The sequence below is a fragment of the Pseudomonas sp. S3_A03 genome, from assembly GCF_054668275.1.
The window spans coordinates 1,289,179-1,312,348 of sequence record NZ_CP162753.1 but is presented as its reverse complement, the minus strand read 5'-3'; the positions used below and the strand labels follow the sequence as shown (position 1 = coordinate 1,312,348).

The 23,170-nt window shown below is 62.5% G+C and carries 13 protein-coding genes and 6 pseudogenes; 2 read left to right on the top strand and 17 right to left on the bottom strand.

Annotated features, from left to right (window positions below):
- Positions 1-105: 105 nt before the first annotated feature.
- The 4 genes and pseudogenes from AB4O25_RS05750 to AB4O25_RS05735 form a co-directional block, all read right to left on the bottom strand.
- Positions 106-834, bottom strand: a complete 729-nt coding sequence (locus tag AB4O25_RS05750; RefSeq protein WP_017528451.1) for a hypothetical protein — start codon at positions 832-834, stop codon at positions 106-108.
- Positions 835-999: 165 nt separating this feature from the next.
- Complete coding sequence (locus tag AB4O25_RS05745; protein WP_460150638.1) at positions 1,000-1,479, bottom strand: hypothetical protein; 480 nt, start codon at positions 1,477-1,479, stop codon at positions 1,000-1,002.
- Between the two features lie 725 nt (positions 1,480-2,204).
- Positions 2,205-4,068: pseudogene (locus tag AB4O25_RS05740) on the bottom strand (TonB-dependent siderophore receptor).
- Positions 4,069-4,089: 21 nt separating this feature from the next.
- A complete protein-coding gene (locus tag AB4O25_RS05735; RefSeq protein WP_017528448.1) occupies positions 4,090-4,581 on the bottom strand; it encodes an Lrp/AsnC family transcriptional regulator in 492 nt (163 codons plus the stop codon).
- Between the two features lie 121 nt (positions 4,582-4,702).
- Here AB4O25_RS05735 and AB4O25_RS05730 point away from each other — a divergent pair, with 121 nt between their 5' ends.
- Entirely contained in the window at positions 4,703-5,740 is a 1,038-nt protein-coding gene (locus AB4O25_RS05730; protein WP_135196793.1) for a histone deacetylase family protein, read from the top strand.
- A gap of 100 nt (positions 5,741-5,840) precedes the next feature.
- Positions 5,841-7,221: pseudogene (locus tag AB4O25_RS05725) on the top strand (amino acid permease).
- Between the two features lie 32 nt (positions 7,222-7,253).
- Here the strand turns inward: AB4O25_RS05725 and AB4O25_RS05720 are convergent.
- The 13 genes and pseudogenes from AB4O25_RS05720 to treZ all read right to left on the bottom strand — a co-directional run bounded on the left by AB4O25_RS05720 (position 7,254) and on the right by treZ (position 23,168).
- Complete coding sequence (locus AB4O25_RS05720; RefSeq protein ID WP_460150637.1) at positions 7,254-8,825, bottom strand: autotransporter family protein; 1,572 nt, start codon at positions 8,823-8,825, stop codon at positions 7,254-7,256.
- Positions 8,767-9,450, bottom strand: coding sequence for a hypothetical protein (locus tag AB4O25_RS05715; RefSeq protein ID WP_460150636.1), 684 nt, complete (start codon positions 9,448-9,450; stop codon positions 8,767-8,769). Before AB4O25_RS05715 ends, AB4O25_RS05720 begins: the two co-directional genes overlap by 59 nt.
- The gene (locus tag AB4O25_RS05710; RefSeq protein WP_460150635.1) at positions 9,423-9,764 is read right to left on the bottom strand and encodes a hypothetical protein; all 342 of its coding nucleotides are present in this window, start codon (positions 9,762-9,764) and stop codon (positions 9,423-9,425) included. Before AB4O25_RS05710 ends, AB4O25_RS05715 begins: the two co-directional genes overlap by 28 nt.
- 302 nt (positions 9,765-10,066) lie before the next feature.
- Positions 10,067-10,828, bottom strand: a pseudogene (locus tag AB4O25_RS05705) (PIG-L deacetylase family protein).
- Between the two features lie 366 nt (positions 10,829-11,194).
- Positions 11,195-11,668, bottom strand: coding sequence for a glycosyltransferase family 2 protein (locus AB4O25_RS05700; protein ID WP_460150634.1), 474 nt, complete (start codon positions 11,666-11,668; stop codon positions 11,195-11,197).
- A pseudogene (locus AB4O25_RS05695) lies at positions 11,665-12,266 on the bottom strand (SAM-dependent methyltransferase). The gene AB4O25_RS05700 and the pseudogene AB4O25_RS05695 overlap by 4 nt, the downstream one beginning before the upstream one ends.
- Positions 12,263-13,019 (bottom strand): annotated as a pseudogene (locus tag AB4O25_RS05690) (PIG-L deacetylase family protein). Before AB4O25_RS05690 ends, AB4O25_RS05695 begins: the two co-directional pseudogenes overlap by 4 nt.
- Positions 13,016-14,039, bottom strand: a pseudogene (locus tag AB4O25_RS05685) (acyl-CoA dehydrogenase). The pseudogenes AB4O25_RS05690 and AB4O25_RS05685 overlap by 4 nt, the downstream one beginning before the upstream one ends.
- Complete coding sequence (gene glgX / locus AB4O25_RS05680) at positions 14,011-16,170, bottom strand: glycogen debranching protein GlgX (RefSeq protein ID WP_116078589.1); 2,160 nt, start codon at positions 16,168-16,170, stop codon at positions 14,011-14,013. Before glgX ends, AB4O25_RS05685 begins: the two are co-directional and overlap by 29 nt.
- Before the next feature lie 133 nt (positions 16,171-16,303).
- Positions 16,304-16,570: a DUF2934 domain-containing protein gene (locus tag AB4O25_RS05675; RefSeq protein WP_017528438.1), complete on the bottom strand. Its 267-nt coding sequence runs from the start codon at positions 16,568-16,570 to the stop codon at positions 16,304-16,306.
- Positions 16,571-16,594: 24 nt separating this feature from the next.
- Positions 16,595-19,345 (bottom strand): malto-oligosyltrehalose synthase, encoded by a 2,751-nt coding sequence (locus AB4O25_RS05670; protein ID WP_460150633.1) that lies wholly within the window; start codon positions 19,343-19,345, stop codon positions 16,595-16,597.
- Positions 19,342-21,426: a 4-alpha-glucanotransferase gene (malQ, locus tag AB4O25_RS05665; RefSeq protein ID WP_460150632.1), complete on the bottom strand. Its 2,085-nt coding sequence runs from the start codon at positions 21,424-21,426 to the stop codon at positions 19,342-19,344. The genes AB4O25_RS05670 and malQ overlap by 4 nt, the downstream gene beginning before the upstream one ends.
- Positions 21,423-23,168: a malto-oligosyltrehalose trehalohydrolase gene (gene treZ, locus AB4O25_RS05660; protein WP_460150631.1), complete on the bottom strand. Its 1,746-nt coding sequence runs from the start codon at positions 23,166-23,168 to the stop codon at positions 21,423-21,425. The genes malQ and treZ overlap by 4 nt, the downstream gene beginning before the upstream one ends.
- Between the last annotated feature and the right edge of the window lie 2 nt (positions 23,169-23,170).

Sequence of the window (23,170 nt, the reverse complement as noted above, 5' to 3'; positions counted from 1 at the left end):
ATAACCGAAGCCACGGCTTGTATCGAGCCACGGGACACCTCTACAGGAATAAAAAACCCGTTTGCGCTGAAACGCAAACGGGCGATACTCAGTCATTAATCCCGATCAGCCGCCCGAGTTAATAATGGTGCCAATGGTCGACCCTGAGCTGACCGGAGACACCGACGGCGTCCCGGCCAGGTTGGTAATGGTGTAAGTGCTCGCCAACACTTGCAGATCGTATTCGATGGTACTGGCGGAAAAAGAGAAGGTGCAGCCCGGCGCCGAGACTACGGCCTGTACGTTACCCGACTGCAGGTTTTGCTGTGCGGCTACCAGCAGGATGTTTTCCAGTGGTTTCATCACGATCGAGCCCTGAGGGTTCAACGTGAAGGCACAGAACGGCAGGTATTGGGTGCCCGAGGGAGTGGTCACGAGGCCCGCAAGGCCCACCGTCAGGGGCGGGGTACCCGAAGGGCGATTATTGAACAGCCCCAGGCTGTCGGCGGGCACGCTGGCGACGCCGCCAGAAACGAAGGTGCCGTCCTGATTGAAGGTTTGCGCACTGCCAAGTGGCAACGCGGTGGAGATCGACTGCATTTGAATCGTCGTATCGGCCGCGATGTTACCTTGGGTGGTGACGTACAGCTTGTACATAGGCTGGTAGTCGATATCGACTAACCCGAACATAGTGCCGAACGGTACAGCGAACCACGTCGGTACACCCGTGGTGAGTTGGTTAGGACCTACTGCGCCCTTATAGGCCAACAGGTTGTAACCCTGGGTCTGCAACTCCTTGAGTACGGCCTTTTGATCGGCTGAGTTGAAGTCAAACTCTATCGTGAACGTCGTCATTTTTTCACCGTTAATCCCTAACGCATTAAAGTTTGTCAGCCGCTTGATCCGCGCGACTGTTTAGTTGAATCACCGGACTGTTTTGCGCATCCCGGTGATTCAATTCGCAGGTTAGGGAGAGGTGTCAGCAAGGGTAAGTATCGTTACCGTAACAATGCGTCGCCGTTAAGTGGCCACGGCGCGCCCTGGTGTTACACCGCCGTCTACCGCAAGAAAACCCTGGAGGGCATGACAGATTGACGACGCCAGTTCCTGTTGATGGGCGATCGCGGTGTAGGCCGCGCGATTGAATTGTTCCGACCAGGCCACATAGCCGGTTGTCACGTCGATCAAACGCACGGACGTTCTAACGCGCTCTGAATCAACATGAACGCTGCCTTCCAGGCGGTGACCAATGCCCTCATGCGCAAACGCGGCAATGGTTTTATCGGGCGCGTAAAGGGTGCGAGTGCCTGCATAATCGACGATTATTTTTCGTCCCAGGTTTTTGTATAAGTGGTGGGTCAATTCTTCGTGCAGCCCTTCGGTAAAACAGAGCCAGCCTGCGTTTGAAGAAAGACATTTGAAGGGCAGATACAAAACACACTGGCGGTTTGAGCGCCGTCGAGATTGATCGAGCAGCGCTGGAAAGTCGGCATGTAACACCCCAGGGGAATCACTATTCTCAACTTCGCGTCTGCACCGTAAGTGGCATAGTAATTCTTCAATTTCGCCCTTAAGCGGCCCACTTGAACGCGAACCACCGGGTCGTCCCCCGTGCTGTACGAAACCGGGTTTCGGTCAAATACACCGATGCCAATGGCGTATTCACTGGTATCCCGCACGGACTCCCGAATCGCCTGTTCAACCAGGTAAGTCAGCAAGCGACTCATACGTGGGGAGTGCTTGAATATATCACTGGATAACAAGATGTCTCTGGCGGACCTGATATCACATGGTTCAACAAGGTCTCGACCCAAATACGTGAGACGTGTATCAGTCATAGCAAAATTTCCTCTGCGTCCGTTCATAGAAAAAGTGCTTGCATGCTAAATGACTGAGTTCGATACGCTCCTGCGCAGCCTGGTATTTGCCAATTAGCATGGTTCACAACGGCTGCCCATTGCGCTCGAATCAAAACGTTTTTGTGAATGTCTATCGCCGTCAAACTGCTTTTCAACTTGCTCCGGTAGTCTAGTCCCTAATCGACCGCTGCCTAAGTATCTTTACCGTAGCGCGCTCCAGGTTCGCCGCCGGCTACTCACGGGCGAAGCTGTCGAGGTTCAGCGGGCTGTGCAGCCCCGCGCGGGACACGCCCGCTCACCCCAACAGCCTATTGGCCCCTGGATTTTTCGCTCAGCGAAAGTTGGGTAGATACCTATGCCTATCGGTCAGAACGTGTACTTGGCCGTCAGCATCATGTTGCGTGGGTTGCCGTAGGCGTCGCCGCCGTAGTCCGCGGAGTTAGCGATGGTGGAGTAGTAGCGGCGGTCGAAAATGTTGTTGGCGTTGAGTTGCAGGTCTATGTGTTCGTTGACCTTGTAGCCGGCCATCAGGTCGGTGACGGCATAGGCGCCCTGTTGCAGGCGGTAGCTGCTGCCATTTGCCAGTGCGATGTCGTTGTACATGCGGCTCTGCCAGGAGATGTTGCCGCCCACGCGGAATTTTTCCAGCGGGCCCTGAAGGTTGTAGCGGGTGGTCAGTTTGAACAGGTGCTCCGGTGTGTCGGTGTCGAACTGCTGGTTAACCTTTTGCGGGTTGGCGTCATCTTTGATGGTATGGGTTCGCGCGTAGGTGTAGCCACCGCCGACCTGCCAGTTGTCGGTCAGCGCGCCTTGCAGTTCGAAGTCGATACCCTGGCTGCGGATCTCGCCGGAGGCTTCGTAGCACTCGGTCTGTGGGCAGTTTTGCACGGTCACTTTGGTGGCGCGGTTTTGCTGGTCGACACGGAACAGCGCCACGCTCGCATTCAGCGCGCCACCGAGGTATTCGCCTTTGATGCCGACCTCGTAGTTCTTGCCGACAATCGGCTTGACCGGCGTACCGGCGGTGTCCTTGGCTCTCTGCGGGGTAAAGATATCGCTGTAGCTGACGTACACCGAATGTTGGTCGTCCAGCTCGTAGATCAGGCCCGCGTAGCGCGTGAGGTTGCGGGTGACCTTGTAGTCGCTGGCGTTGCTGCCATGGGCGTCGTAGTCATACCAGTCCAGGCGCCCGCCGAGGATCAGCTTCAGCGGGTCGGCCAGGCTCAGGCGCGTGGTGAGGTAGAAACCGTCCTGGGTGGTGATTTCACGGGTGTCGGTGGTATGGAGAAAGTCCGGTTTGCCGGCTGTCAGCGGCCAGTAGCTGTCATACGGGCTGTAGTCATGGGTGGTCATGTCGTAGATGCGCCGGCTGGCGCCCACCACCAGTTCATGGGTGCGCCCGAACGCCTGGAACGGGCCGCTGGCAAAGGCATCGACGCCGGCCTGGTTTTCATCGTAGGCGGCCTGGTAGACCGTGCGCGCCAGCGTCTTGTCGGCGGCCCAGCGCGATTGGTAAGAGCCGGAGAACAGCGCATTCTGTTCGGCGTAGTTGGCGTTGATTTGCAGCTTCCAGTCATTGGCCAGTTGCTGGCGCAGTTCGGCGAAGACGGTGTTGATTTCCTGGTCTTTGTTCTCCCAATCGGTGCCTGGGTTGTAGGCGCGCGGCAGAGTCCAAATGATGGCCGTCCCGACCGATCATGGAGGCGCCCCAGAAATAGTTGGTTTTGTCCTTTTGGTTCGAATAGCCGAGGGTCAGGGTGGTGTCCTCGCTCAAGTCGGCCTCGGTGACGGCGTAGAACAGGCCGTGATACTCCTCGGCGTGATCGATAAAGCTGTTGGCGTCGCGGTACGAGGTGACAACCCGGCCACGCCAGGTGCCGCTGTCATTGAGCGGGCTGGAGGCGTCGAGTTCGCCACGGTAGTCGTCCCAGCTGCCGGCGGCCCCAGTTAGGGTGACTTTCTGTTCATCCAGCGGGCGTTTGCGGATCAGGTTGATGGCCGCCGAAGGGTTGCCCGCGCCGGTCACCAAGCCGGTTGCGCCGCGCACGACTTCGACGCGATCGAACATCGCCAGGTTCGGCTGGGCGCCGACCGATGCGCCTTTGTAACCGCTGGGGATGCCGTCATACATGAGGTTGTCGATGTCGAAACCGCGTGCGGTATAGGACTGGCGGCCAGGACCATTGGAATAGTTAAATTTTTCACGCCCATTCGGCAGGCTTTTTGCCACTACCTGCCGAAATTGGCCGCTTCAATCGCGCTGTGGAATCGCCACCCGACTCGTCGCTTTCACCTCGCGCAACGCCAGGCTCGACTGGATCGACGCAATCCCCAACTGGCGCCTCAGCACGCTCTCGACAAACTCGCTGTAGCTGTCCAGGTCCTCGGCCAGCACTTGCAACAGGTAATCCGCATCGCCGGTGATCTTGTGGCACGACAGCACCTGGGGCAGGTCCCGGACCACGGCTTCAAAGGCATCCGGCGCGTGATCGGTGTGGATGGCAAAGCGCACATGCACAAACGCCATGATGTCCAGCCCGAGCATCTTGCGGTCCAGGTTGGCCTGGTAGTCCTTGATCACGCCTTCTTCCTCCAGGCGTTTGCGCCGACGCCAGCAGGGCGTGAGGCTCAGGGCCAGGCGCTCGCTCAGTTGGGCGTTGGAAATACTCGCATCCTCCTGCAACAGGGCGAGGATGGCGAGATCGGTGTCGTCAAGAGCGACCTGTTTGGTTTTATTTTTCATAAATGGCTGCCAAAAGGGTAAAAACACCCGATAAAACTACCAGCGCCGGAAGTAAAAGCAAAGAAAGCCCCGCATCCCCAGAACAAAATGGAGCCTGTCTTTTACTGGCGGATGTACACACATGCTGACTGTTTTTAGCGATGCCCACCGTTTGCACCATGGCACCGAATTGAAAGATGGCGTGCTCAAGCCTTCGTTCGAACAACCGAGCCGCGCCGACACTGTTCGTGACCGCGTGCGGCATGTGGGGTTGGGCGACATCATCGTGCCGCGCACGTTTGACCGCGCCTGTTACGTCAATGCCCACAGCGAACGCTATGTGGCGTTCCTTGAAACCGCGTGGGCCGAGTGGACGGCCATCGGCCGCAGCCATGACGCGCTGCCGCTGGTATGGCCGGTACGCGACCTGGCCAACCAACACGTGCCGGATTTCATCGACGGCAAATTGGGCTTCTTTGCCATGGATGCCGGTTCACCGATCACCGCCACCACCTGGAATGCGGTCAAGACCAGCGCAGACATCGCGCTCACCGGCCTGGCCCTGATCGACGAAGGCCACCACAGCGCCTTCGCCCTGTGCCGCCCGCCCGGCCACCATGCGGCGCGCGAATACATGGGTGGTTATTGCTACCTCAACAACGCCGCGATTGCCGCGCAACAGGCCATTACCCAGGGCGCCCGGCGCGTCGCGGTACTGGATGTGGATTTCCACCACGGCAACGGCACGCAGAACATTTTCTACGACCGCCCGGACGTGCTGTTCATCTCCCTGCATGGCGACCCGTCGGTGTCCTACCCCTATTTTTCTGGCGCACGCGCTGAGCGCGGCAGCGGAGCCGGGGAGGGTTTCAACCTGAATTATCCGCTACCCAAAAACACCGCCTGGGGCCACTACCAAACCGCCCTGGCCGATGCGTGCCGGCAATTAATCGACTTTGCCCCTGAAGTGCTGGTGATCTCCCTGGGCGTGGACACCTTCAAGGACGACCCCATCAGCCACTTCCTGCTCGACAGCGAGGACTTCATCGGCATGGGCCAGATCATCGCCGGTGTGGGTGTGCCGACGCTGTTTGTAATGGAAGGCGGCTACATGGTCGATGAGATCGGCATCAACGCCGTCAACGTACTGCACGGTTTCGAAAGTAAAACCGCCGGATAACAACAAACGCTCCACCGCTTTTTTCTGCCAAAACTCAAAAACATAACAAGAGGTTTTGTGATGAAAAGCAACCACGCCCGGGCTTTGCGAAAAGCCTGCGTTGCAACGCACCCTGAGCAACCGCCATATCCAACTGATGGCCATGGGCGGTGCGATCGGCACCGGCCTGTTCATGGGCTCCGGCAAGATCATCGCGCTGTCGGGTACTTCGATCATCCTGATCTACATGATCATCGGGCTGTTCGTGTACTTCGTGATGCGCGCCATGGGTGAGCTGCTGCTCTCCAACCTGAATTTCAAGAGTTTCGCCGACTTTGCCGGCGCCTACCTGGGGCCGCGTGCGGCGTTCTTCCTCGGCTGGTCGTATTGGCTGAGCTGGAGCGTGGCAGTGGTGGGGGATGCGGTGGTGGTGGGCGGGTTTTTCCAGTACTGGTTTCCCGACGTACCGGCCTGGATGCCCGCCATGGGCATGTTGCTGACGCTGTTCGCGATTGAACGTGCTGACGGTCCGGTTGTTCGGTGAGGTGGAATTCTGGTTCGCGATCATCAAGATCGTGGCCGTGGTCAACTCTGATCAGCGTGAGTGCAGTGCTGATCGCCAGCTCGTTTGTTTCGCCCACCGGTGTCACCGCGTCCCTGGCTCACTTGCTGGACAAACAGGCAGCGTTCCCCAACGGCCTGTTCGGGTTTTTCGCCGGGTTCCAGATGGCGATATTCTCGTTCGCCGGCACCGAGCTGATCGGCACCGCCGCCGCCGAAACCCGTGCGCCCGAGAAGACCTTGCCCAAGGCGATCAACTCGATCCCGTTGCGCATCATTCTGTTCTACGTGCTGGCCTTGGCGTGCATCATCGCGGTGACGTCGTGGCAGCAGGTGTCGCCGAGCAAAAGCCCGTTCGTGGAGTTGTTTCTGGTGGCAGGGTTCCCGGCCGCGGCGGGCATCGTCAATTTCGTGGTGCTGACCTCGGCGGCATCGTCGGCCAACAGCGGGGTGTTTTCCGCCAGCCGCATGCTGTTCGGCCTGGCCGACTTGGGGGATGCACCGGGGATTTTCCGGCGCCTGTCGCGCAGCAGCGTGCCGTTTATCAGCCTGGCGTTTACCACCCTGTTGATGGTGCTCGGCCTGGTGTTGCTGTTCGTGGTGCCGGAGGTGATGACCGCCTTCACTATCGTGTCGACGGTGTCGGCGATCCTGGTGATTTTTACCTGGTCGACCATCCTGGCGTCCTACATCGCTTACCGCAAAAACGCCCGGACCTGCATGCCAGCTCCGTCTACAAAATGCCCGGCGGTGTGCCGATGGCCTGGTTCAGCCTGGCATTCCTCGCCTTTGTGCTCTGCCTGCTGGCGTTGCGCCCGGATACGCGCCTGGCGCTGTGCGTGATGCCGGTGTGGTTTGCCTGGCTGGCGATTGCCTTCCAGTTTTCACGGTTCAAGGCTGTCGGCGTGGCCAACCCGGTCACCGGTGATGGGCGTCAGTGACTGGCGTGGCGAAGGGCGCGGGCGTTTGCTGATCAGAACGCCATGCGCAAGCCGAGGGTGCCTTGGCGGCCATTGTCGGCTTGGCTGTCGAGGTTGCGCCTGTACCCGGCTTCGCCATAAATGCTCAGGTGTTCAGCGACCTTCAATGTGGCACCGACACTCACATCGAGGGTGCTGGCCTGCTGTTCTGTATCAATAGCGGTCTGCCCCTCAAACGTGGCGGTGTTTTGCCCGGCGCGGCTGTGCCACACATTCGCCCGCGCGTACGGCTGAAACGGCAGGCTACGCCATTGATAGTCGCCACGCAGGCGTACGCCAAGGCGTGTCGTGAGCGTGGTGTCGGCCTCGTACGACACGCGCGAAATGCCGTCGTTCTGGCTGTCGAGGCGGGTTTTGCCGACGATCACTTGTGCCTGAGGCTCCACCACCCACTGGCGGGTCACCGGCAACGGCCAGCCAATTTCAGCGGACGCCGTGAGGTTATGACCGCGGGTTTTCATCTTCACCCCACGGTTCGACTCGTTGTTGCCGTTGAAGCGCGTCCCCATCAACACCAGGTCGAGGTAAGCCTGGTTGGCGCCGATCAACGTCCAATAAACCCCCAGGCTGTCGCCGCGCAAGGTGGTCTTGCCGGCGTCCTTGTCCTGCCAGCCACCGTTGAAGCCTTTGACATTGCCTTTGAGCGTGCTGTGGCCAACGAAGAACCCGCTGCGTTGCACATGACCGTTTGCAGTGGTGCCGGCATACATTTCACTGCCCACTTGGAAGCCGAACAGCGAACGGTCGAGCGTCGGGCTGACCGTGCCGGCAAAGCTCTGGCGCGCGCTGCTGCCATAGACCCGCCCCCAACCGGCCTGGAATGCACCACTTTGCCGTTGTTGGCTCTGGTCGCCCATGCGTTCGTGGAAGGTGCCGAGCATGCCGCGCACCATCTGCTCGGTGGCGGGGAACAGGGCGGCGTAAATCGACACTTCCGGCCGGTAAAGCGGCGTCGGCGCGCCCCCCGTGCTGGCCGGCAGCGGCGGGGTGCCTGGCGCGGGGACGACTTGCGGGGCCGCCGGCAGGGTCGAACGCAGGTAGAAGTTATCGGCGGTGCCGGGCGTTACGCCGCCCTGGAACAGGTGATATTCATACGCACCGGCCGACAAGGGTGCCGCAAGGCTGAAGGCCGTGGCGCTGCTGGTGGCACCGTTGAGCGCCTGCACCACCTGGATGCCATCCTGCAACGTGGCGGCGCCGGCGCCGCCTGCGTTGATCACATTCAGGCGGGTGGTGCCGTCGAGGCTGCCCTGGCTCACCACCAATCTATCGCTGGGCGAGCCGTCGCCGTCGAGCCGGCTGTTGAGCGCGAGCCGCCCGCCATTGCCGGTGTAATTTCCGTTGATCGTCAGGGTATCGCCAGTGCCCGCATTGGCGGCAGCCATGTTGATAAGGCCACTGTTGTTGACGTTAACCCGCTGGCCGGGTGTAAACGCTTCGATTACGCCGGTAGCGGCCTGCAGCTCACTCGTACTGTCGAGGTTCAGCGTACCGGTGCCGGACGCGCTATCGCCCAGCTTGAGCGTGCCGCCCAGGAGACAGTTGCGCGCCGTTGCGCATGTCAATGGTTTCCCAGTTGGGCAACACGGCCGGGTCGCCGGCTTGGGTGTTGTCCAGGGTCAGCGTGTCATTGCCCAGGCCGCCGTCAACCCACTGTGCCGCAGCCAGTTGGGCACGCGTCAGGTTGTGCAACGACGCGGTGTCGTCACCCGGCCCTGCCATCACCGGGGCGTGGAGGTTGCCACCCGTCCAGGTGAACCGGTCATTGCCGAAGCTGAGCAACACTTGGCCCTTGACCTCACCCCCGGAGACGGTCACACGGTCGTCGCCGCCGCTGACGCTGATATTGCCGCCAATAACGCTGGTGCCCGACACCTCGATGGTGTCTTTGCCGAACCCGGTCACCAGGTTGCCGACAATGGTGCCTGCGCTCATCTTGAACACGTTGTCATCGAGCTTCATATCAACCCGCCCGATGGTGCCCCCGGTCATAGTCCCATGGTCACCGTCTTCAAAAGCCCCGGTGATGGTGCCGCCGCTGATCTCAAATTCGTCCAGGCCGTCTCCCTGGGCGAGTGAGGCGATGGTGCCGTCAGTCATGACAAAACGGTCCTGGCCCGAACCCTGGACCATCGCGCCGGCCTTGCCGCCGCTCACCTCTATCACGTCTTTGCCGTCGCCCTGATGCACCTCCCCCGTGATGCTGCCCAGGTCCAGCCGAAAGAAATTGTTGCCGTGGCCCTGGTCGAGGTTGCCATCGATGCCGCATTCGGGCCGTTCACGTTGACCCTGTCGTTGCCGTCGCCATAGCTCACGTTGCCGGCGATCCGACCCGTCGCGGTGAGCGTCAAGGTGTTGTTGCCGCCGGTATCGGTAAAGCCCGGCGCCGTGGCGCTGTCGCAGTTGGATATGTCATCGCCGGCGGTGTTGTTGACGCTGCACGCCCCCCGCGAGGCTAATGGCCACGTCGCCAATGCAAGCGTCAACGCAATACCCAGGTACAACGAAAGTGTCCGTGTGCGCATGATCCGTCCTCAATCGAGGTGAATAGTGCCCCAGCGCCTGCAAAGGCAGGTGCGGGCCAGACCATGACAACGTCACGCGCGATACGGAACAGGGACTGCGGGTTACCTTTCGAAAACACCGGCCAATGCAAGGGGTTGGCATGGCTTTCTCGACTGCACCTTACCTGTGCAGCACTTTTTGCACCTTAGCCACACATCAAGCAGCAGGCTACTGTCAGAACTTACAGGTCTAGACGAGTGGCGGGCTGACGGGAGCCGCTCGGGGAACTCCCGCCTACCGTCTACAAAAACACGATCTCATAGGGCTCGCGCATGCGCTCAAGCAGCACCTGCGCCAATATCGGCGGCAGGCCGATCTCGGGGTCGCCCATCAGTTGGCTGGCGTAGGCGTGGGCGGCGTGGAGCTTGCGTGCCACGGCCCAGCTGTTCAAGCGCACTTTGCGTGCACGGTGCCAGGGATCGCCGCGCTCTCGCGGGCGGGCCAATGCCAGGCCCGGATCGGTAACTCATAGAGCTGTGCGCCTACCTGGCTGCACGCCTGGGCACCGGCGCGGCCAACGGCATCGTGGTCGGCGTTGCCGTCATCGCGCCAGGTGGTAAACACCACGTCGCCCGGTTGCAGGTAACGCGCGATAAACGGGCTCAGTTGCGCTTCGCGGGCCGCCAGGGCGTTGTCACAAAAACCGCCACGTATCCACTTCAAGCTGTGCAACGGCATGCCCAGGCGGCGCAGCGCTTCGGCGCTTTCCTGGGGGCGCACCACGCTCAAACGGCTGGCCGGCCACACCTGGGAACCAGGGTGGCTGGCGCTGCCATCGGTGATGGAGATCAACTTCAAGGGGGTGTTCCAGGGTGCTGAGCAATTGCAGCAGACCGCCGCAGGCCAGCACTTCATCACCGGGGTGAGGCGCGATGACCACCACGCGTGCGCCGGCGGGCACCAGCGAGGCAGTGGCGATCGGCGGGATTTGCGCCAGTTGCGGCGCGCTGTTCCAGATTTGTGCGGGGCCGCGACGGCCTTCGCTTAAGTAGGCAGGCTTCATGGTGTTACATCCTTGTCGATTGATGCCGGGTCGTGCCCCCGTTGACGGGACGACACTCTTCGTATTCACCACAGACTCCGCCGTGGTGGGCGCATGGCCATTCAGTCCTGAATGACCAGCAAGGCGTCATCGGCATAGTCAAGTATCCAGGGCTTGACCTTCAGCACACTGGTTTTTTTCAGGGCGCCTGCATCAAGCTCTTCAAATAATCACCAAAGCCACCCTGGGCACGGGACTCCAGGCGTGCGCTGGTGGTCGCTTAGGGGGCATGGCTCCAGGCGATGGAGGCACCGCAGCGTTCCAGATCGCGCACCAGTTGAGCATCTTTCATGGCACGCCAAGGGTTTCGAAGCCACCCGCACGTATCTACGCATCCGCGCTCACCCCCAGGTTGGCGCCGTGGATGTGCCGATGCCCGTCGCGTGCCTGGTAGTTCTGGTGATAGCGGATCTGCGCGGCGGGGTCGAAATCTTCATGCCAGGCTTGTACCGTCACCGTGCCGCAGACCGCGTCGGCCTCAAGCGCGAGTTGTGCCACCAGCCAGTCCGGCGCGACCCGGCTGTCGGCGTCGGTGCAGGAAATCCAGCGCGCACCTCGGTCCAGCAAACTGCCGCACCGATCCCGCGTACCTGGCCGACATTGCGTGCTTGTACTTCCAGCCTGCTGTACCGGGTACGCCTGGGCAATGACCGCACCGGCGTCGCTGCAACTGTCGAGCACTACCAGGATCTGTACCGTTTCGCCCAGCAAGCCTGGATGGCGCGCCGCGATCATCGCGGCGTCCAGGCACTCGGCCAACAATGCTTCTTCGTTGTGTACCGGGATCAGAATGCCGATCATCGCAGGCCCTCAAGGGCTGGCGACCGAAGTACCGTCGCGGCACCACAGGTCGAGGAGAAAGTCGTGTTCGTGATGGCTGGCGACTCGTGGCATGCCCAGCCGTTGCTCAAGCAGGGCATGTACCTGCTCGGCAGTCTGCGGGCACCCCTCGATAGGTGGGCGCCAATGGCAGGCGAGCAATTGGCCGTCGTCGCTTAAAGAGGCGAGGGCGCGTTCTATCACGCGGCACAGGTCGTCGGCATCGAGGTAGTAACACAACTCGCTGAGCACGATCAGCTCCAAATCGCCCCGCAGGCCACTGCTCGGGCAAGCGAGCCTGCCGCACCTGCGCGTGGGGCACACCCAGCAGGCGGTTGCGCGCCAGGTTGACTGCCGCCGTGGCGGTGTCGCAACACAACAGTTGGTCGCAACGCGCGGCCAGTTCAACGCTCAGTTCGCCATTGGCGCAACCCGGCTCGAAGATCACGGCGTAGCGCGGGCGCGTCAGCATCGCCAGGGTCAGGGCACGCTTGCGGCGCTCATACCAGCGTTGGCGGAATGCCCAGGGGTCATCGCTTTCGGCAAACAGCCGGTCGAAATATGGGGTGGCCACACTCATACGAATACCACTTCAAAGGGTTGCAGCAAACGCTCCACCACATAGAGGCGCCAGCACCGGCGCAAGGCCGATCTGCGGGTCGCCTTCTAACTGGCTGGCGAAGGCATGGATAGCGTGGCGCTTACGGGCCACGGCTTCGCAGGTCAGGGGATTTTGCGTGCGCGGTGCCAGGGCACCAGGCGGTCTTCGGGGGTCGCCCAGTGCCAGGTCCACACCGGCAGCTCGTACAGCGTGGCGCCCACTGCCTGGGCGGCCGCGGCACTGGCCCGCCCCACGGCTTCGTGGTCGCAATGGCCGTCTTCGCGCCACGTGGTGAACACCACATCGGTGGGTTTCAGGTAGCGCTGGATAAACCTCATCAACTCGTCTTCGCGTGCGGCGACGTTGCTGTCGGCAAAGCCTGCGCGCAGCCACTTCAAACTGTGCAAGGGCAGCCCCAGGCGGTGCAGCGCCTGCGCCGACTCCTGCGGTCGCACCACGCTCAGGCGCTCCGCCGGCCAACGTCGGGAGCCTGGGTGGCTGGCGCTGCCGTCGGTCACCGAAATCAGTTGGATGGGCCTCCCAGTGCGGCCAGCCCCTGCAACAGGCCACCGCAGCCGAGCACCTCATCGTCTGGATGGGGGCGATGATCACCGCGCGATGGCCCTCGGGCACCAACTGTTCGACGCTGATCAGCGCAAGCTCGGCCATGCGCGGCGAGGTTTGCCAACGATGCAGCGGCGTACCTTGGCCGACAATCGGGTTGGGTTTCATAGCTGCCACCTCCCTGAGGGCGCGCCGGCTACCTGCTCACCGAGGCCGGCAAGATCACGTTCGGCATGGCTTTGGCGCATGTACACCGGCAAGTCCGCCATCAACTGGGCAAAGTGCGGGTCCTTGCAATACGGCCCGGCACCGAGCGCGCGGCCGACATGGTGAATCACGTGCTCCACGCTGTCTTCGATGCACGCCCGCGCTTGCTGAGCCAGTTGCCGGGCATCGGCGATGGGCGCACGGTCGATGCACGCAGCGCTTGCGCGCAACACGCACGCGGCGCTGTGCAGTGCCCTGTCGACGGCGCCCAGATGCGCAAGCGCGTGGGGTTCAGGGCGTTGGCTGCAATGCGCACGCAATGCCTCTGCAAGCTGTTGCGCCGCGCCGTACCAGCACGCGGCGACGCCGATCCCGCCGTGCCAGAAACCAGGGCGTGCGAGGTAATCGCCTGGTCCACCTACAGCAAGGCCTGCGGCCTCATCGAAGACAATCTCGACACTGCCCGTCGCCGCCATGCCCACCGCGCACCAGCCTTCATCCGTCACCGTAACGCCTGGCTGTTGCATCGCAACCGCCACCAATTGCTGACGGTCCGTTTCATCCCAGGCGGTCAATAACCCATGGCTCACCACCGCCGCACCGGAACACCAGGCTTTGCGCCCCAGTACCCGCAAATGCTCACCCTCACGGTACACCCGCACCTTGGCCGTTGGCGGCTCGGCGGCCCACATTCCCCACGTAGTGCCTGGCGGGGGAGGGGCTGTCGAGTTCGGCCATGATCGCCAGCGCGTCGGTATGGCCTTCGAACAACTTGCACAGGCGCACATCATGCGCGGCCACCTCGGCCAGGCGTCTGAAACGCTCCAACGTCTGGCCACTGCCGGGCAATGGCAACCGATCCAGGCCCTCTGCCTGAAGGGCCTCCAGCGCCCGGCCGAGGGCTTGCGTGTCCGAGTAGCCCTGGTATTTAAGGCATCTGTGCACGCCTGTCTCACACCTCGTCTTCGCGCTGCAGCTCAAACAGCAACAGCGAGCGCCCGGTCACGGCATATTCGTGATCGAATTCAAAACGTTCCTGGCCGCGCACGGCCGGGTCATTGGTGTCGAGCATGCAGCTCCAGCTTTCACCTTCGGGCACCGGCGGCAGGCGGAAGTTGACCATGTCGTGGTGCGCATTCACCACCAGCAACAAGGTGGCATCGGCGCCGGCACGGCGGATCCCGGTTTCCTGGGCGCGGCCATCCATCAGCATGCCCAGGCAGCGGCCCTGGCTGTCCTGCCATTGTTCGGTGGTCATTTCGCTGCCATCGGGCGCAAGCCAGGTCACGTCCTTCACACCGATGTCTTCGTTGTAGTCACCCACCAGGAAGCGCCCGCGACGCAAGATCGGATATGCCAGGCGCAGTTTGATCAAGCGCTTCACAAACTTGAGCAACGACTTGCCGTCATCGTCCAGGTCCCAGTTGACCCAGCCGATCTCGCTGTCCTGGCAATAGGCGTTGTTGTTGCCGTGCTGGGTACGGGCGAACTCATCACCGGCGACGATCATCGGGGTGCCCTGGGCCAGCAGCAGCGTGGCGAAGAAATTGCGCATCTGGCGCAGGCGCAGCGCGTTGATGTGCGGGTCGTCGGTGGGGCCTTCGACGCCATGGTTCCAGGACAGGTTGTTGTTGCTGCCGTCCTGGTTGTTTTCGTCGTTGTCCTCGTTGTGCTTGTCGTTGTACGACACCAGGTCGTGCAGGGTGAAACCGTCGTGGGCGGTGATGAAATTCACCGAACTGTACGGACGCCGCCCTCGATGGTTGAACATCTCGCCCGAGGCGGTCATGCGCCCGGCGAAGTCCGCCAGTTGGCCGTCGTCGCCTTTCCAGAACGCGCGCACGGTGTCGCGGAAGCGGTCGTTCCATTCCGCCCAGCCCGGCGGGAAGTTGCCCACCTGATAGCCGCCGGGGCCGCAGTCCCAAGGCTCGGCAATGAGTTTGAGCTGGCGCAGTATCGGGTCCTGGCGGCAGGCGACGAGGAAGCTATGGCGCTCGTCGAAGCCGTCGCGGTAGCGGCCGAGGATGGTCGCCAAGTCGAAGCGAAAGCCGTCCACATGCATCTCGGTGGCCCAGTAGCGCAGTGAGTCTGTCACCATCTGCAGCACGCAGGGGTGGCTCAGGTCCAGGGTGTTGCCGGTGCCTGAATCGTTGATGTAGAAGCGCTTGTCGTCGGGCATCAAGCGATAGTACGAGGCGTTGTCGATACCGCGCATGGACAGGGTCGGGCCACGCTCGTTGCCTTCAGCGGTGTGGTTGTAGACCACGTCGAGGATCACTTCGAGCTTCTGCTCATGCAGGTGCGCGACCATTTCCTTGAACTCGGCGATCTTGCCGCTGGCCAGGTAGCGTGGGTCGGGGGCGAAAAACGCGATGCTGTTGTAGCCCCAATAGTTCGTCATGCCTTTTTCCAGCAGATGCTGGTCGTTGACGAAAGCGTGGACCGGCAACAGTTCCACCGATGAAATACCCAACTGGCGGATGTGCTTGAGCACGTCGTCTTCCATCAGGCCGGCGCAGGTGCCCCGCACCGATTCGCCCACCGAAGGGTGGCGCATGCTGATGCCGCGCAGGTGGGTTTCGTAAATGATCGTGCGGTCCCATGGCACCCGCACCGGCTGGTCGTTGCCCCAGGTGTGCGCCGGGTCGATGACCTTGCACTTGGGCACGAAGGGCGCGCTGTCGCGTTCGTCGAAGCTGAGGTCGTCGTCGGGATGGCCGATGGTGTAGCCGAACAGCGCCTGCGACCATTTCAACTCACCCACCAATTGCTTGGCGTAGGGGTCGATCAGCAGTTTGTTGTGGTTGAAACGATGCCCGTTGGCCGGGTCATACGGACCGTACACGCGGTAGCCGTAAATCAGCCCTGGGTGGGCGTCGGGCAAGTAACCGTGGAAGATCTCGTCGGTGTATTCGGGCAGTTCGATGCGCTCCAGTTCAACTTCACCGGTGTCGTCGAACAGGCACAGTTCGACCTTGGTGGCATTGGCCGAGAACAGCGCAAAGTTGACGCCCAGGCCGTCCCAGGTGGCGCCAAGGGGGAAGGGCAAACCTTCACGAATCCGCGACGGCTCGCTGCCCGGCGTCGATGGGGTTTTATGGGGTTTGCTCATTGAGTGTTGCTCCTGCAAGGGTCTTTTTCCGGGCCGAACGCGGCCGTGCTGACCAGGGGTCAGTTGAGAAATCTGAAACGTGGGGTCACCTCCTGCCGACTGCGTCGGGAGGAGGGTTATGGCGCTATAAGGGTCAGGGTTTGGGCTTTTTCGGCGCGGCCGGTTTTTTCGCTGGCGGCGGGGCCGGTTTGCTGGCCGCCGCCGGTTTGGCTTTCGCTGCGGCGGGCTTGGGCGCCGTCTTCGGCTTGGCGGCCGGTTTTGGCTTGCTCGGTGTCAGCGCTTCGGATTCGGCCAACTTGCGCGCCATCTCCCAGTGGCGCGCGTCCTGGCCATGGGGTTTGCCTTCAGACTCCCAGATCTGATGCGCCAGTTCGCGTATGCGTTTGTCTTCGGTACTCATCGCAATGCTCCTCACAGAAAATTTTCAGCTTTCTTGATCATCAGGATTGATAAAGACATTGACCGGGAAATCCCCCAGGGCAGTGCTGATCAACAGCTCCTTGTCTGGTGTGACTGCGCCTGTATGAAAAAGTCCCTTCCAGTTTTGAGTTGGCGCGGCGAACGGTAATTTCAGCCGGGTATCGCCCCAAACCTGCGCATTGATCTGTGGACGCACACCATTTTCCAGCAGTGAATGGGGCCAGCGCGGCACCACCACTAGCAGGCGTTTGCCCTGATGTTCGCGGCAGAATGCGACCACCCGTTCGGCGTGTTGCCCAACCACCTCCAGCGGCGTGTAGCGGCCCTGGCGAAACAGCAGCGGATGGGCCTTGCGCAAGGCCAGTACCTGGGCGATCAACGCCTGTTTGATACGCCCGTCACGCCAGTTGAACAACAGTTCGCCGATATCCGGTGGGGTATTCAGGGCGTGTTGCCGCGCCTTGAAATCCACCGGGCGACGGTTGTCCGGGTCCACCAGGCTGAAGTCCCAGAACTCGGCGCCCTGGTACAGGTCCGGCACCCCCGGCACCGTGATGCGAAGCAAGGATTGCGCCAGCCCATTGAGCGCGCCCGCCGGGGCAATCGCCTGGGCCGCCGCGCCGATCGCGGTGCGCAAGGGGCGGCCTGCGTCACTGAGCAACAGGCGCGACAGGAACGCTTCGACACCGTGCTCGTAGGCCTCGTTGGGGGCGCTCCAACTGCTGTGCAACTTGGCTTCGCGCAGGGCCTTTTGTTGCCATTGCCACAGGCGCTGCTGGTAACCCGCAACGTCATCGGTGAGGTCCAGCGGCCAACTGCCCAGCAACACCTGGTACAGGATCAACTCATCGCCCGCCGACGGGCTGGCCGCGTCGCTGCGCAAAGGCTGTGCAAGGGCGCGCCATTGCTCGACCTGTTCGGCGTACCAGGCGGCGCACTCACTGAGTACCGCCAGGCGCGCGCGGGTGTCTTCGCCGCGTTTATGGTCGTGGGTGGCGGTGGCGAGCAAGTTGTCCGGGAAGGCGTGCAAGCGCTGCTGGTTGACCGCGTGGAACTCGGCCAACGGCGCGCTGAACCGCTCGGTGCAAAAGCCCACGTCGTTACGCGACAGCAGCACCGCAGAGCGGTAGAACGCGGTGTCTTCCACGGCCTTTGCCGCCGCCGGCGACGTCAGTTGCTGGAAGCGTACGCAGGCATGCTTGAGGATCTTGCGCTCACGGCCCACCGGGCGCTCACGCCAGGGCTGGCCGCCGAGCCATTTTTCCAGGTGGTCGAGCACCGGCCAGTCGCCTTCGCTCAAGGTGCCGCGCGCGCCTTCCAGGGCTTGCTGGAAAACCTGGTCGTCGGCGGCGCTCCGGCCACGGGCGCTGATATAGGTGCGGTACACCGGGAAGTGCACGATCAGTTCCTGCAACGCGCGGCGAATCGCACCCAGGGTCAGGTCGCGGGTCATCACGTCATCGCGGGCCACTTGCAGCAGGGCCTGGGCCACGCTTTCAAAGTCGCCGCCCAGGGAGCCGTTGAGGATCTGCTGGCGCGCCAGCCAGGCTTCTTCGATAAACGCCGAGGGCCGCTCGCTGTGGCGCGTCCACACGTCGGCCAGGGGTTCGAAGCCGTCCGGGTGGTGCTGCAACAGCGACAGTTGGTTCATGAATTCGTAGCCGGTGGTGCCGTCCACGCACCAGTCTTCGCGCAGGGTTTCACCGTCGCCAAGAATCTTCTCGACGAAAATCGGCAAGTGCCGCCCAGGCGCCAGTGCATCCACCCGGCGCCGCAGCTTGCGGCAGTAACCGCGTGGGTCGGCCAGGCCGTCGATATGGTCGATGCGCAGGCCATCCACCAGGCCTTCGCTGATCAGCTCGAAGATCTTGCCGTGGGTGGCCTCGAATACCTGCGCGCGTTCAACGCGCAGGCCGCCCAGTTCATTGACGTCGAAGAAGCGGCGCCAGTTGATATCGTCCGCCGCCGTGCGCCAACTGGCCAGGCGGTAGCTTTGCTGTTCGAGCAGATGATGCAGGCGCTCGAAGCCTTCCTGTTCGCGCCCGTCGAAGCGCGCCAACCGTTGTTGGATGGCCGGCAGTACGTCGCTGGCGTGCTCGGCCAAGGCCTGCTTGAGCACGGCCGCCTGCGCATACGCATCGTTTTGATAGGCCAGGGCGGCGAATTGCTCAGCCAGCGGTTTGAGCGGTTCATCGCTGCCCAGAATCAGCGCGTAATCGCGTGGGCAGATCGGGAAGCGGTGTTCGTAGTGCTGCGCATAAAACGCTCCGTGTTCGGCATCGAACTGCAGCGTCAGCGTGCCGGCCTGCAAGGCTTCGCCATAATCGCTGCCCAGAAACGGCATCAGCAGTTGGCCCTTGAGCAAGGGGTCGGGCGAGTGCCACTGGATATCGAAAAATTCGCTGTAGGGGCTCAAGCGGCCCCACTCGAGCAGGTCCAGCCACCACGGGTTATCGGCACCGCCAACGGCCATGTGGTTGGAGACAATGTCGAGGATCAAGCCCATGTCGTGTTCGCGTAACGCGGCGACCAGACGGCGCAACGCCGCTTCACCGCCCAACTCGTGGTTGACCCGCGTGGGGTCGACCACATCGTAGCCGTGCATGGAGCCGGCGCGCGCACTGAGCAGCGGCGACGCATACAGGTGGCTGATGCCCAACCGGGCAAAATACGGCACCAGCGGTACCGCGTCGTCGAGGGTAAACCCCTTATGAAATTGCAGGCGCTGGCTTGCGCGCAGTTCGAGTGTGTTCATCGGTCACGCTCATAGGCCTGGTTGCGCGCGACGGCCAGCAGTTCGAGGCGGCGCGCGGCACCGGCATTGTCGAGCAGGCTCGAGGCTTCACCCGCCAGGCGCCGGCGCCAGTTGGGATGGGTGTCAGTGGTGCCGGGCAGGTTGGCTTGTTCTTCCACGCCCAGCGCATCCTCTAGCGGCAGCAGCACCAGCGGCGCGCGGGTGTGGCCGAGGTAGCGCACGCTGGCGTCGATCATGTGGTCGGTTTCGTTGCGGACCTCTTCCACGAAATTCTGCGGGTCCTGGCTCAAGGCCTGGCGCAGCGCCTGGCGTTCGCGCAGGCGGTGTTCGCTCCATTGCTCCACGGTGGGCGCATCGATCAGGCCGAGCTGGATGTTCCAGTCGATATCGCGGCTGTGCCACCAGCCGTTGAGCGTGGGCAGATCGTGGGTGCTGGTGGTGGCCAGGGCGTTGTCCGGCCAGTCGAGGATAGGTTTGAACCGGCCGTCGTGGTCTTGTTCGAACAGCAGCACGCGCATGCCCAGAATCGAGCGGCCGATGAGTTTTTCGCGCAGGCCATCGGGTACCGTGCCCAGGTCTTCACCGAGCACGATGGCCTGGTGGCGATGGGATTCCAGCGCCAGCAGCCGCAGCATGTCGTCCACCGGGTAATACAGGTAGGCACCTTCGCGTGGCGAGGCGTCCATGGGGATCACCCACAGGCGTTGCAGGCCCATCACGTGGTCGATGCGCAAGCCGCCGGCATGGGCGAAGTTGGCGCGCAGCATCTCGATAAACGCGCGAAAGCCATTGCGCTTGAGGCCTTCGGGGGAGAACGCGGAAATGCCCCAGCCCTGACCGGCGCGGTTGAGGATGTCGGGTGGCGCGCCCACGGTCAGGTCGGCCAGCAGCTCATCCTGGCGGCTCCAGGCCTGGCTGCCGCCGCCGTCGGCCCCCACGGCGAGGTCGGCGATCAAACCGACGCCCATGCCGCTGCCTTTGGCCGCTTGCTGGGCGCGTTGCAGGCAGCGGGCGATCAGCCATTGGGTGAACGCGAAGTAACCGATTTCGTCACGGTTTTCCTCGGCGAACTTCGCCAGCGCCGGGCTTTGCGGGGTGCGCCACGCCTCGGGCCAGTGGCGCCAGTCGAGGTCTTCGCCTGCGGCTGCACGGGCCGCTTGCACGGCCTCGAAGCGACAGTGGTTTTCCAGGGCTTCACCGCCGGCCTGGCGGAAGCTCAGGAAGTCGGCATGTTGCGGGTGCTGGCCGTGGCGGAAGTCTTCATACAGTGCCCGCAACAGGCGTTGCTTGGCATTGGCGGCGGCGGCCCAGTCGATCAGGCTGCCCTGTTCCAGCGTGTGCAACGCCTCCACCAGGCCGATGGCCTCGATGGCGTTGCGCACTTCGCGTTCGCCAAGGATGCACGCCGGCGAGGCATACAGGCTGTTGAGAAACAAGCGGCTCGATGGCGAGTAGGGGCTGTAGCGCGAGGTGTCGGCGCTGAACATCGCGTGCATCGGGCTGATCGCCAGGGCATCGGCACCGCGTTCGGCGGCTGCGCGCACCAGGTGTTCCAGGGCCAGGGTATCGCCGAAGCCACCATCGCCCAGGCGACGCAGTGAATACAGCTGCGCGCTCAGGCCCCAGGCACGCGCGGGTTGGCTGTCGACCGCTTCGGCCACGCTGTAGCAGTGGCTGGGCGCAACCGCCAGGGTGAAGGTCTGATCGTTGACATGCACCTGGTGATAACCCAGGGCGATCACGCCGGGCAGCACCGCGTTGCTGTCGAGCCTCAGCTCCAGGGTTTCACCGTTTTCCAGGCTGACGCGGCACAGGGTGTCGGGTTCGAAATAGTGCGCCAGGTCAAGGCCGTGGCCGCTGTCCACGGTCAGTAAAGGTGGCAGCTGTTTGGCCTGTTGAGCCTGTTCCAGTTCATGCAGGCTCGCGTCGATCTCGGCATCGGTATCGGCCGGGTGGCCGAGGCCTTTGAGGACGGCGCGCAGGGCGTCGGGTTGCACACGTTGCGGGCGGCCGTTGGCGTCGATCCAATCGACGGCCAGGCCCGCGCGGCTGGCGAGAGTTTCCAGTTTCGCTTCGCTCAAGGGTGTTCTCCAACAGGGGAAAGGCTGACGCGTGCGCTGTACGGCGGCAGTTGCGCGCCTTGGTCGGCAGGCGTCGCAAAAATGATCGGCTGCGTTGTGGTGTGAGCCACCGCCGCTGCACTCAGGTTGATGTCGATTTGCAGCACGCGGCCGTTGCCCAGGCGCCAGCGCGCGGTCACGGCAGCGTTTGCCAGCACCTGCGCGCCCAGTGCGACGCTGCCGGGCAGGTGCGGCACGAGGTGTTCGCGGCGCAGGCCGAGCAGATGGCGGTAGAACTCGGTGTGCGCGTTATCGGCCAACGCCGGGGCTGATTGCGCAAAGGTGGACAGGGCGTTCGGGTCGGGGATGCGCGCACGGCGCTCGGGGTCGTGGAACGCGGCGAAATCGGCGAATTCATTGCGTCGGCCTTCACGTACCGCTGCGGCGAGATCGCCGTGGTGGTCGGTGAAAAACAGAAAGGGCTCGCGGGCGTTGCTCTCATCGCCCATGAACATCAACGGGATCATCGGCGACATCAACAGCAATGCGGTTGCGGCCTTGAGCGCGTCGGGCGAGCAGAGTTGATGCAGCCGTTCGCCGAGGGCGCGGTTGCCGATTTGGTCGTGGTTCTGCAAAAACGCCACGAAGGCAGTGGGCGGCAATGACGCGCTGGGCTCGCCGCGAGCGTGGCCATGTCGGGTGGCCTGGCCCTGATAGATAAACCCTTCGCCCAGGCAACGCGCCAATTTGGCGGTAGCGTCTGTGGCGAAGTCGCTATAATACGCATCGGTTTCGTCCGTGAGCAGCACATGCAGCACGTTGTGGAAGTCGTCGTTCCACTGCGCGTCAAAGTCCTGCTGCAACAGGCTGGCCTGGTTCAGCTCGTTTTCCAGGACCAGCCACACATGTCGACCGACGTCGACCTGTTCTCGCACGCGGTGTGCCAGTTCCTGCAGGAAGCCGGGGTTGTCGATCGCGTGCACGGCGTCCAGCCGCAGGCCGTCGAAGCGGTATTCGAGCAACCACATCAAGGCGTTGTCGAGAAAGAAATCGCGCACTTCGCGGCGGTTGAAGTCGATACCCGCGCCCCACGGCGTGTGGATGTCCTCCTGGAAGAAGCCTTTGGCGTACTGGCCCAGGTAATTGCCGTCGGGGCCGAAGTGGTTGTAGACCACGTCGAGGATCACGGCGAGGCCGTGCCCATGGGCGCTGTCGATCAGGTGTTTGAGTTGCTCGGGTGTGCCGTAGGACGATTGCGGTGCGTAGGGCAGTACGCCGTCGTAACCCCAATTGCGCTCGCCGGGGAACTGCGCCAATGGCATCAGTTCAATCGCGGTAATGCCCAGCTCGGCCAGTCGTGGCAGGTGTTTCTCGACCTCGGCGTAGCCGCCCAGCGCGCCGACGTGCAGTTCGTAAATCACCGCTTCGTGCCACGGCCGGCCATGCCAGTTGGCGTGTTGCCAGGTATAGGCAAGGGGGTCGACCACCAGGCTCCAGCCATGTACGTCTGAAGCCTGGGCCCGGGAGGCCGGGTCTGGCACATCCCGTTCGCCGTCGATGTTGTAGCGGTAGCGCGTGCCCGCCGGGCACTTTATTTCAACTTCAAACCAACCATCGGCCTGGGGCAGCATGGCGATGGAGTTGCCGTCTTCCAATTCAACGCTGACATAAAACGCGTCTGGCGCCCACAAAGCAAAACGCGTGTGTTGCGCGTCCAGCATGATTGCGCCGTGGGGCCAGGTTTCCATATTCCGTAATGGCATCT